Raw genomic sequence first — 10,593 nt, forward strand, 5'->3', positions numbered from 1 at the left:
GATGGGGCAAACGATGATAGTTCGCTCCAGACCCTAGGAAAATTTGGGTGTAAGCATGAGCCGCGCGCAACTGCCCCTCAACGCCCTGAGAGCCTTCGAGGCTTCGGCGCGCCATCTGTCCTTCACCCGCGCGGCCATCGAGCTGTGCGTGACCCAGGCCGCCGTCAGCCACCAGGTCAAGGGACTGGAGGCGCGGCTGGGCGCGGGGCTGTTCCGCCGCCTGCCGCGCGGCCTGGCCCTGACCGACGAGGGCCAGGCCCTGCTGCCGGTGGTCCGCGACAGCTTCGACCGCATGGGCGACGTCCTGGAGCGGTTCTCGGCCGGGCGGGTGATGGAGGTGCTCAGCGTCGGGGTGGTGGGCACCTTCGCCGTGGGCTGGCTCCTGCCGCGCCTGCCGGCGTTTCGGGAGGCGCATCCGTTCGTCGACCTGCGCCTGTTCACCAACAACAACCGCATCGACATCGCCGGCGAGGGGCTGGACTGCGCCGTGCGGTTCGGCGACGGGGCCTGGCACGGGACAGAGGCCGTGCCGCTGTTTCCCGCCCCAATGACGCCCCTGTGCGCGCCCGCCGTGGCCGAGCGCCTGAAGTCGCCCGAGGCCCTGGGCTCGGAGGTGCTGCTGCGCAGCTACCGCGCCGACGACTGGCCCGACTGGTTCGCCGCCGCCGGCCTCTCGCCGCCGCCGATCCGGGGGCCGGTGTTCGACAGTTCCTGGGTGATGGTCGAGGCGGCGATGCAGGGCGCGGGCGTGGCCCTGGCCCCGTTGATGATGTTCGCCCGCGACCTTGAGCAGGGGCGGCTGGTGCGGCCCTTCGCCCTGGAGGTGGGGGCGGGCCAGTACTGGCTGACCTGGCTGAAGTCGCGGCCGGTCACGCCGGCCCTGGCGGCGTTCCGGGATTGGCTGTCCGAGGAGATCTAGGATCGGGGACATGCGCATGCGGCGTGTCCCCAAGTCCAAGCTCGGCGCTTCCTGATGGGGACACGCCGCAAGGGCATGTCCCCGGCCGCGCTAGGCGATCATTTCCGGATCGTTCCGCTTCAGCCACGCGGCCGCGTAGCCGCACAGGGGCACGATCTTCATGCCCTCGCTGCGAGCGGTTTCGGTGACCTGGCTCATCAGGCGCCCGGCCGCGCCGGTGCCGCGCAGGGCGGGGTCGGCCTCAACGTGGGGGATGACCAGGCGGTGGCCGCTGCGCTGGTAGTCGGCGAAGGCGATCAGGCCGTCGACCTCCAGTTCGTAGCGGCTCTTGGCGGGGTTGTGGCTGAAGGCGTCTGTCATGTCTCGCATATGGGCTGGACGGCGCGCCGCGCCAGGGGTTCTCTGTTCCGGGGGCTAACGCGCGAGCGAGGTGGGCGATGCGGGCTCTAGTGGGATTTGTGGCGTTGGCGGCCCTGGCCGCCTGCGGCGCCAAGACGGACACCAAGACTGCGAGCAATATGGGCGACAAGCCGGCGGCGACCGAGGCGGCGGCCTCTACGCCCGCGGCCCCGACCCCGGCGACTTGGCCCAAGCGCAAGCCGGGCCTCTGGACCCAGACCATGAACCTGAAGGAGCAGGGCTTCTCCCGCAGCTTCCGGTTCTGCATCGACGAGGCCACCGACCAGAAGATCGGGGTCAATGCTCAGGGCGCCGACACCCATTGCCAGCAGAAGTCGATGACCCGGGGCGCCGACGGCGGCTGGACCATCGTCTCGTCGTGCGACATGGGCCCGGCCGGCCAGAGCGATAGCACCATCCGCGTCTCGGGCGACTTCAAAACCCGCTACGTGATGGACATCGTCAGCACCACCACGGGCGCGGCCCAGCCGGCCATGAACGGCGAGCACCGGATGTCGATGACCGCCGAGTGGTCGGGGGCGTGCCCGGCCGGCTGGACCGGCGGGGATGTGGAGATGCCTGGCGGCCGGCGGATCAACCTGGTGACCAAGGCGGTTTCGGGCGGGTAGGGGGCCTCGCGCGAGCCCTTCCTATTTAGTCCGTCATTCCCGCCCTTGTGGCGGGAACCCCTCTATCCGCCGCAGGTGCGGATGGGTGGCGCGCCAGCGCGCCAAGGCAACGCCCTTGCGGGCTGAACCAGGGGTTCCCGCCACAAGGGCGGGAATGACGGCGGAAATGAGAAGTCGGCTGCGAACTGCCGGTCCGTCCTAAACCAGCTCCACCGCCATCGCGGTGGCCTCGCCGCCGCCGATGCACAGCGCCGCCAGGCCCTTCTTGCCGCCGCGCGCCTGCAGGGCCGAGATCAGGGTGCAGAGGATGCGCGCGCCCGAAGCGCCGATGGGGTGGCCCAGGGCGCAGGCGCCGCCGTTGACGTTCAGCTTGTCGGGATCGATGCCCAGTTCCTGTTGGGCGATCATGGCGACCACGGCGAAGGCCTCGTTGATCTCGAACAGGTCGACGTCGCCGACGTCCCAGCCGGCCTTCTTCAGCGCCTTCCTCATGGCCGGCACCGGAGCGGTGGTGAACAGGGCCGGCTCGTGGGCGTGGGCGGCGTGGCTGATCACCTTGGCGACGATCGGCAGGCCCAGGCGCTTGGCCACGCTCTCGCGCGTCATGACCAGGGCGGCGGCGCCGTCGCTGATCGAGGCGGAACTGGCCGCCGTGACGCCGCCGTCGCGGGCGAAGGCCGCGCGCAAAGTGGGGATCTTGGCCGGATCGGCCTTCAGGGGCTGCTCGTCCTGGGCGATGGTCTCCGCGCCCTTGCGGGTGGTGACGGTCACCGGGGCGATCTCGGCGGCGAAGGCGCCCGACTCCACGGCCGCCTTGGCCTTGGCCAGGCCCTTGACCGCGTAGTCGTCCATGGCGTCGCGGCCGAACTGATAGCTCGCCGCCGTATCTTCGGCGAAGGCGCCCATCAGCTTGCCGGGGGTGTAGGCGTCCTCCAGCCCGTCCAGGTACATGCTGTCCCACATCTGGTCGTGGCCGATGCGGGCGCCCGAGCGATGCTTGGTCAGCAGGTAGGGGGCGTTGGTCATGCTCTCCATGCCGCCCGCCACGATGATGTCGGCGCTGCCGGCCGCCAGGGCGTCGTGGGCCATGATCGCGGCCTGCATGCCGCTGCCGCACATCTTGTTGACCGTGGTGGCCTCGACCGACAGCGGCAGACCCGCGCCCACGGCCGCCTGGCGCGCCGGCGCCTGGCCCAGGCCCGCGGGCAGGACGCAGCCCATGAAGATCTGTTCGACCTGGTCGCCCGAGACCCCGGCCCGTTCGATGGCCGCCTTCACCGCCGTCGCGCCCAGCTCGGTGGCCTTGGCTCCGGCCAACGCGCCCTGAAAGCCGCCCATCGGCGTACGGGCGAACGAGACGATGACGACCGGATCGGCGGTGTTGGACATGGTTAGGCTCCACCCTGGGGATTTTGTGGCGAGATAAACCCTCTTCGGCGCGTCAGACGCAAGAGCATCGCGCAAAAAGCGGGCGGCGGTGGAATGCGGATGTTCCGGCCGCCGCCGCGCAGGTGCGCAACCGAGAGTCAATTGCTATAAAAAACCTACTCGTGTCGGTCTGCAAAAGCAACCCTTGCATTCCCCGGCGGAAGGCTTCACCTTCCCGTGATGGGCCGCACCGCCGACTACACCAACGAACGCTGCGCCATCGCCGCCACCCTCGAGGTGGTGGGCGATCCGTGGACCTTGCTGATCCTCCGCGACGCCTTCCAGGGCGTGAAGCGGTTCGAGCAGTGGCAGGAGCGGCTGGGCGTGGCGCGCAACGTTCTGGCCGCGCGGCTCAAGAGCCTGGTCGGCCACGGGGTGCTGGAGGCCCGGCGCTATTCCGAGCGTCCGCCGCGCCGGGAATATGTGCTGACGGCCAAGGGCAGGGCCCTGTCGCCAGTGCTGCTGACCATGGCCGAGTGGGGCGACCAGCACGTGTATGGCGTGGGCAAGGGGCCGGTGCATTTCGTGCACCAGAAGTGCGGCTGCGACTTCCATCCGAAGCTCGCCTGCGAGGCCTGCGGCGAGGTGGTCGAGGGGCGCGACCTCAAGCGCGTCGTGCATGACGAGCCGGGCCTGACGGTCGGAGAGGCCCTGGAGGCCTCGGCCAAGATCGCGGCCGAGTGAGCTTTCGCTTCCACGTCCATCGGACCAAGCCGGCCTATCGGCTGGTGACGACGGACGGGGCGGCGTTTCCGGAGGGCGCGGCCGAGGCCGACTGGCGCCATACCCGCACCCGTGAACGGGCCGACACCAATCCGGACGTCGCCAGGCTGGTGGACGAGACGGGCTACTGCCTGTTTAGGATCGGAATGCGTTTCGACGAGATCGAATAGGGCGGATCGAAGGGGCTCGGCGTTTAGCCGATGGCCACCGCCACGCCGGCGATGATCGTCGCCCACAGCGCCAGACTCGCGAGGATCACGCTCAGCTTGGTCAGCGAGACGTGGCGCTCGTTGTGGTGCGGAACATGGATGTAGGCGGTGCTGTGCATGGTCTTCGGCCTAAATTTCCAGATGTGTCAAAAACACTCGGTGGTGGCGTACAGTTGATAGCTTCTCCATGACACAAAAGTTCCGGATGTCACTCGCTTCGATGGTGAAAAATGACGTTTTTTCGTGATTAATTTCGCTTTTTGACGTAGGTGTCAGTAAGTTTTGACGGTAACGTCAAATAGAGTCGTTTCCGTGCAGAATTTGCCGTTTTCTTGTGCTGGAAAATGGCGGGATACGAACGATGTTCGCTGTGCGGCCAAGCTTGGTTTGGCTGTTGGAGCTGGCGCTGAGTTTGGGATTCGAAGCCGGTCCGGCCAGCGGCCTCCCGCAACCGCCCCCACCTTTCAACCGTCATTCCCGCCCTTGTGGCGGGAACCCCTGGTTCAGCCCGCACGTGAAGCGCAAGCGGACCACCGGCGGTCCGCCCCTCCCGCAACTGCGGCGGATAGAGGGGTTCCCCCACAAGGGCGGGAATGACGGCTGAAAATAGGGTGGGGGAGGGTGCGCGTTCTCTCGCGGCCGCTAGAGCGCGACGTCCGCCCGCTGGGTGGCCACGATGAAGCCGCCGCCCAGGACGCGTTCGGGATCGGCGGGATCGTAGAGCACGCAGGCCTGGCCGGGGGCGACGCCTTCTTCCAGCACGTCGAACACCAGGCGCGGCTCGCCGTCGTCTCCGAGCGCAAGACGGCCGGGCACGGGTTCGCGGGTCGAGCGCACGCGGGCCAGCACCGGCGCGCCCTCGGCGGCGGCCGCTTCCAGGCTGCCCTCGACGCCCAGCCAGTTGCCTTCCTTCAGCGACAGGGCCTGGGTCAGCAGGGCTTCGCGCGGGCCGACGATCACCTGGCGCTTGTCGGCGTCGATCTTGACCACGAACAGCGGGTCGCCCACGGCGATGTTCAGGCCCCGGCGCTGGCCGATGGTGTAGCGGGTGACGCCCTCGTGCTTGCCCAGCACTCGGCCGTCCATGTGCACCATGTCGCCGGGCAGGGCGCCTTGCGGCCGGATCCGGTCGATCACCGTGGTGTACTTGCCCTCGGGCACGAAGCAGATGTCCTGGCTGTCGGGCTTGTCGGCGATGGCTAGGCCCAGCTCGGCGGCCACCAGGCGCACGGTCGGCTTGTCCATGCCGCCCAGCGGGAAGCGCAGGAAGTCCAGCTGCTCGGCCGTGGTGGCGAACAGGAAATAGCTCTGGTCCTTGGCCGGGTCGGCGGCGCGGCGCAGCTGCGGGCGGTTGGCTCCGGCGGCCGGCATGGCGCGCTGCACGTAATGCCCGGTGGCCATGGCCTCGGCGCCCAGGTCGCGGGCCACGTCCAGCAGGTCGCGGAACTTGACGGTCTGGTTGCAGCGCACGCAGGGAATGGGCGTCTCGCCGCGCAGATAGGCGTCGGCGAAGTCCTCGATCACCTGCTCCTTGAAGCGGCTTTCGTAGTCCAGGACGTAGTGCGGGATGCCGATGCGCTCGGCCGCCATGCGTGCGTCCATGATGTCCTGGCCCGCGCAGCAGGCGCCCTTCTTGGCGATCGCCGCGCCGTGGTCGTAGAGCTGCAGGGTCACGCCGACGACGTCGTAGCCGGCCTTGGCCAGCAGGGCGGCGGTGACGGTGGAGTCCACGCCCCCCGACATGGCCGCCACGATCCGCGTCCCCGCCGGCAGACCCACGGCCGCGCGCGCCTGCTCGACCGCGCGGTCAAGGGCGGAGGGGGCGGTGTCCAGAAGGGCGGTGTCGGCGTTCATCGCGGCCATATAGCGAGTTGTGGCCGGTTTTGCGAGGTTTGGGGGCGAGGCGTGGTGACGCCCCCTCCGTCGCGATGCGTATTCGCATCGCGCCACCTCCCCCGTTTCACGGGTGAGGAGGACGTGAGGGAGGCGGCGAAGCCGACGGAGGGGGCGTCCCTCCGCCGCCCCTACTTCAGCACGTTCAGCAGCGACGAGTTCTGCAGGCTGGCGAAGACCTGGGCCGAGGCCTGGACGGCCAGCTGGGCCGATTGCAGGCGGGTGACGGCTTCGGCCATGTCGACGTCGGTGATGCCGCCGACCATGGTGGTCAGGGAGTCGGCCTGGTCGGAAAGCTCGGTCTGGGCCGTCTCGAAGCGCTTCTGGTTCAGGCCGTTCTGGGCCTGGGCGGTGGTCAGGCTGATCTTGACCGTATCGAAGGTCTTCATGACCCCGGTCAGGAAGTCGGTCTGGGTCTGGGTCAGCTTGCCGGTGAACGGGCCGTTGGCGTCGATATAGGCCTGCACCTGCTTGAAGGCGTCGAAGGCGCCCGTGCCCAGCTTGTCGGCCAGCTGGCCGGTGTCGACCGAGGTGGTGTCGTCGATGCGGTTGCTGGTGATGTACTGGTCGTTCTGGAACAGCGAGGCGGTGCTGGGCGCGGCCGTGAGGTCGGCCATGGTGCTGGCGGTGGTCGGCTGGGTGTCGGACTTGGCGCCGGCGAACACGAAGCGGCCGTTGGACTTGGTGTTCAGGCCCTGGACCACGTCGCCGAACGCGCCGCCCATCTGCTGCATCAGGGTCTCGGCGCTGCCGGCGGCGATGGCGTTGGCGATGGCGTCGCGGGCGCTCTGCACGCCGTCCGCCATCTGGCCGATGCCGGTGTCCTGCATGTCCAGGCGGTTGGAGACCAGGGTGGTCTGATCCAGGAAGCCGGCGACCTTGGCCTGGGCGCTCCGCATCGCCGTGAGAACCTCGGCGTTCTTGGAATAGCCCTTCAGGTCGGTGGCGTTCTTCTGGCTGGAGACCTGTTCGCCGGCGATGTTCTGCAGCACCTGCGCGCGCATCAGGTTGCTGGTCATCACGCCGAAATTGCCGGAGGTGGAGACGCGGGTCATGGCTTAACCTCAGATGATGCCCACAAGGACATCGAACATGTCCTTGGTCGCCTGGATCAGGCGGGCGGAGGCGTTGAACGCCTGTTGATAGGTGGTCAGGTTGACGAGTTCCTCGTCGAGGTTGACGCCTTCCTGCGACTGGCGCTGGGCGTCGACCTCGGTCTGGACGGCTTCGGCGGCTTCCTTGCGGCTGGTGGCCGCGGCCGCCTTGCGGGCGATCGAGCCGCTGAAGTCGGCGCCGTAGTTGAGGACGCTCTTCTTCGCGCCGGCGGTGTCGCCGGCGGCGGCGAAGGTGGTGGTGGTGTCGCCGGCCTTGGCCAGGGCCAGGGCGCCGCGGCCGTCGCCGACCGCCAGGGCCGGCGTGCCGGCCGCGGCCGTCAGGTCCAGCTTGGCGAACGGCAGCTTGGACGGGTCGGCGTCCATGCCCGGATCCACCTTGTACATGCCGCCGCGCGTGCTGCGCTCGCTCATGCCCACGCCGAACAGCTGGCTCAGCGAGGGGCCCGAGACGCCGCGCTGGGTGGTGTCCTCGACGACCGACAGGCTGACGGGGGTGGCGGTGTTGGCGGTGAAGGTCAGCTCGCCCTTCGAGCCCAGGGCGAAGGCGCCGTAGAGGCCCACGCCGCTGTTGCGCGAGTTCAGGGCGTCCAGCGTCTCCTGCATCGTGCCCGTCCCGGTCGGGATGGTCACCTGCACGTCGCGGATGCGGCTTCCGTCGGGATCGGTCAGGCGCAGGGTGATGGTCTGGCCCGGGGTGAAGCCGCTCTGGTCGCCGGCCACCATGCCGGTCTCGTAGGGCGAGTAGCCGTCCGAGCGGATCACGTCGTTCATGCCGAAGAACTGGGAGAAGCCCTTGCCGGCCTTGGTCGAGGGCGTGGTGGCGTCATCGACGATGGCCACGCCGTTGCCCGTCGTCGTGGCGTTCAGGCTCAGGGCGCCGTTGGCGAAGGACGCCGTGCCCGTGCCGCCCAGGGCGGTGTTCAGCTGGGCGATGAAGTTGGTGTTGTTGAAGGTCGGGCCGGCCGCGCCGTTGACCGTCATGGTGCCGGCGGTGAAGTCGATCTCGACCTTCTGCTGGACGACGCCGGCGCTGTTGGTGATGGCGATCGTGGTCTTGCCGGTGAAGTTCTTGAACGCGGTGGCGGCGTCCAGGCCGGTGTTCTTGCCCGTCAGGGTGGACGGGGCGGGGACGGCGCTGGAGGCGTTGGAGGCGCGGTTCAGCTCCTCGGCGGCGCGGCTGACGAACTCGCCCAACTGGTCGGACAGGTTGGGCAGGTCGGTGTTGCGCAGCTGCAGCAGGCCCTGGAGCTCGCCGTTGGACACCGCCAGGGGCATGACCTGGCCGCCGCTGTTGGCGGTGGTGACGGTCAGATAGCCGTTGGCCGCGCCCGACTGGACATAGGCGACCTTGGCCGCGCCGTCGCCGGCCAGGCTGACGCCCTCGGCCGAGCGGATCGTGACGCCGCCGTTGGCGCGATCGCTGACCTGGATGTTCATATAGCTGGCCAGCTCGTCGATCAGGCCGCTCTGGACGTTCTCCGAGCCGGTGCCGTCGGCGCCGGCCATCTTGGCGCGGGTGATGTCGACGTTGAGGCTGTCGATCTGCTTGAGCAGGTCGTTGACGCGGTCGACATCGGCGCCGATGCGGTTGTCGGTGTCCTTGATCTGGCTGGACAGCGACGAGGTGATGCGCTTGCTCTCGCTGAGGAAGTCCTCGACCTTGGTGATGGCGCTCGAGCGCAGCAGGGTCGAGGACGGATCGTCCCCCGCCATGGAGAACGCGGCGTAGACGTCGTCCAGGGTCGAGAAGAAGTTGGTCTTGGCGCTGGGGTCGCCGAACAACTTCTGGGCGTTGTCCAGGGCGGTGGCGATGGCGCCGGTGCGGCCGGTGTCGGACGCGCCGTTCAGGCTGGCGGCCGCCATGAACTTGTCGGTCGCGCGCTTGATGGCGTCGATATTGACGCCGACGCCCATGCCGTTGGAGATCAGGTTCGACTGGCTGATCGTCTTGCGGACGTAGCCGGCGGTATTGATGTTGGCGACGTTGTCGGAAGTGACGCGCAGGCCCGTCTGGGCCGCCATCATCCCCGAGGTCGCAACGTTCAAGATGGTGTTCAACGACATCGTCTATTCTCCAGCCCGCTCGGCAAACCACGAACGGCACGACGCGACCTTGCCCGGCGAAAACTGCCGGGCGTTGTGGGGCTGAACCCCTTCCGCGATGTGCAAGCCGTTGAAAATCAAGGCAATTCGTTCCTGGCGTCGAGCGAGCGACAGAAACCTATGCGCAAGGAGGGCGCCAACTTCCGGCAGGGGGCGGGTGGGGCGCGCTGACGCGGCAACCTCGGTCGCATTAACCCTGTTTGACTCGGCAAAAAGCGCCGTGGTCTGCCTATCCGAAGTTGTAAATGCAAGATTAATATCAAATAAAACAATGAGTTATTGTGGTTTGGCGAGTTGGCCCGGCGGTTGCTGAGGGAATGGCGGATCAAGGCGTGTCCTCTTCGGGCCGCCATCCGCCGTGGACCTCATCGACGCATGACCGCGATCGCCGCTCCCGCTTCCGTCCTTCCTTCGGCCCCGGCGCCCGCCGGCGGTTACGACAAGGACGCGGCCGAAGGCTTCGGCGCGCTGCTGGCTCAGGCCGGAAGCGCCAACGACAAGACCTCCACGCGCGACAGCAAGGCCGCCGACGCCAAGTCCGCCGCCGGCAAGGCGCAGGACAGCAAGACGTCGGACGCCAAGATCGCCGACGCCAAGGCCGCCGATAAGGCCTCGGACGCCAAGGCCTCCCGCGCGGACGCTTCGGACAAGGCCGACGCCCGGGCCGACGCTAAGGCGGCCGACGCCGCCCAGGCCGCCGACAAGGCTTCGGGCAAGGTGGCCGACAGCAAGGACCAGGCCGCCGCCGACGCGGGCGCCGCCAAGGACTCTAAAGACACGCAAGTCGCCGACCAGGCCGCCGGCCAGACCGACGCCGCGCCGGTCGACGCCGCCCAGGCCGCCGCCGCCCTGATCGCCGCCATGCAGGCCCCGACCGTCGAGGCGCCCAAGACCGTCGCCGACGCCGACACGGCCGTCGCGCCCCAGACCGCCGCCGCCCAGGCCGCGACCTTCGCCCCGGTCATCGCCGAGGTCGCCGCGCCCCTGCAGGAAGAAGCCGTCCCCGCCGCCGCCGTGGCGACCGACGCCGCCGCGACCGTCCCGGCCGTCGAACTGCCCGAACTGCCGACGGTTTCGGCCGCCGACCTGGCCGCCGCCGCCCAGGCCGCGTCCAAGCCGGCCGAGACCGCCGCCGCGCCGGCCGCCAAGGCCGAGGTCGCCGCCCCGGCTCAGCC

Annotated in this window: 10 protein-coding genes and 2 pseudogenes; 5 read left to right on the forward strand and 7 right to left on the reverse strand. The window is 68.9% G+C overall.

What is annotated here, in order from left to right; all coding sequences use genetic code 11:
- Positions 1 to 55: 55 nt before the first annotated feature.
- Positions 56 to 919: a LysR substrate-binding domain-containing protein gene (locus AC07OA_RS22420; RefSeq protein ID WP_494666044.1), complete on the forward strand. Its 864-nt coding sequence runs from the start codon at positions 56 to 58 to the stop codon at positions 917 to 919.
- A gap of 90 nt (positions 920 to 1,009) precedes the next feature.
- Here AC07OA_RS22420 and AC07OA_RS22425 read toward each other — a convergent pair whose 3' ends face one another.
- Positions 1,010 to 1,279, reverse strand: coding sequence for a GNAT family N-acetyltransferase (locus AC07OA_RS22425; protein WP_494666045.1), 270 nt, complete (start codon positions 1,277 to 1,279; stop codon positions 1,010 to 1,012).
- Positions 1,280 to 1,356: 77 nt separating this feature from the next.
- Here AC07OA_RS22425 and AC07OA_RS22430 point away from each other — a divergent pair, with 77 nt between their 5' ends.
- On the forward strand, positions 1,357 to 1,947 hold the full coding sequence (locus AC07OA_RS22430) for a DUF3617 domain-containing protein (RefSeq protein ID WP_494666046.1): 591 nt from the start codon (positions 1,357 to 1,359) through the stop codon (positions 1,945 to 1,947).
- Between the two features lie 198 nt (positions 1,948 to 2,145).
- Here AC07OA_RS22430 and AC07OA_RS22435 read toward each other — a convergent pair whose 3' ends face one another.
- Complete coding sequence (locus AC07OA_RS22435; protein ID WP_494666047.1) at positions 2,146 to 3,336, reverse strand: acetyl-CoA C-acyltransferase; 1,191 nt, start codon at positions 3,334 to 3,336, stop codon at positions 2,146 to 2,148.
- A 219-nt stretch (positions 3,337 to 3,555) separates the two neighbouring features.
- On the opposite strand from AC07OA_RS22435, the gene AC07OA_RS22440 reads away from it, so the two are divergent.
- Positions 3,556 to 4,059 (forward strand): winged helix-turn-helix transcriptional regulator, encoded by a 504-nt coding sequence (locus tag AC07OA_RS22440; protein ID WP_494666055.1) that lies wholly within the window; start codon positions 3,556 to 3,558, stop codon positions 4,057 to 4,059.
- Positions 4,056 to 4,268 (forward strand): hypothetical protein, encoded by a 213-nt coding sequence (locus tag AC07OA_RS22445; RefSeq protein ID WP_494666048.1) that lies wholly within the window; start codon positions 4,056 to 4,058, stop codon positions 4,266 to 4,268. The genes AC07OA_RS22440 and AC07OA_RS22445 overlap by 4 nt, the downstream gene beginning before the upstream one ends.
- A 23-nt stretch (positions 4,269 to 4,291) precedes the next feature.
- On the opposite strand, the gene AC07OA_RS22450 is transcribed toward AC07OA_RS22445, so the two are convergent.
- From AC07OA_RS22450 to flgK, 5 genes and pseudogenes are all read right to left on the reverse strand, one after another.
- Positions 4,292 to 4,426 carry a hypothetical protein gene (locus AC07OA_RS22450; RefSeq protein ID WP_494666049.1) on the reverse strand — a complete coding sequence of 45 codons (135 nt, stop codon included), beginning with the start codon at positions 4,424 to 4,426 and terminating at the stop codon, positions 4,292 to 4,294.
- Between the two features lie 335 nt (positions 4,427 to 4,761).
- Positions 4,762 to 4,907: pseudogene (locus AC07OA_RS22455) on the reverse strand (hypothetical protein); the annotation flags it as partial.
- 42 nt (positions 4,908 to 4,949) lie between these two features.
- The gene (mnmA, locus tag AC07OA_RS22460) at positions 4,950 to 6,170 is read right to left on the reverse strand and encodes a tRNA 2-thiouridine(34) synthase MnmA (RefSeq protein WP_494666050.1); all 1,221 of its coding nucleotides are present in this window, start codon (positions 6,168 to 6,170) and stop codon (positions 4,950 to 4,952) included.
- A gap of 161 nt (positions 6,171 to 6,331) precedes the next feature.
- Complete coding sequence (locus AC07OA_RS22465) at positions 6,332 to 7,255, reverse strand: flagellin (RefSeq protein WP_494666051.1); 924 nt, start codon at positions 7,253 to 7,255, stop codon at positions 6,332 to 6,334.
- A 9-nt stretch (positions 7,256 to 7,264) separates the two neighbouring features.
- Complete coding sequence (flgK, locus tag AC07OA_RS22470) at positions 7,265 to 9,379, reverse strand: flagellar hook-associated protein FlgK (RefSeq protein WP_494666052.1); 2,115 nt, start codon at positions 9,377 to 9,379, stop codon at positions 7,265 to 7,267.
- Between the two features lie 414 nt (positions 9,380 to 9,793).
- Here flgK and AC07OA_RS22475 point away from each other — a divergent pair.
- Positions 9,794 to 10,593 (forward strand): annotated as a pseudogene (locus tag AC07OA_RS22475) (flagellar hook-length control protein FliK); the annotation flags it as partial.

This window comes from Caulobacter sp. GW821-FHT09B08 (genome assembly GCF_059418225.1).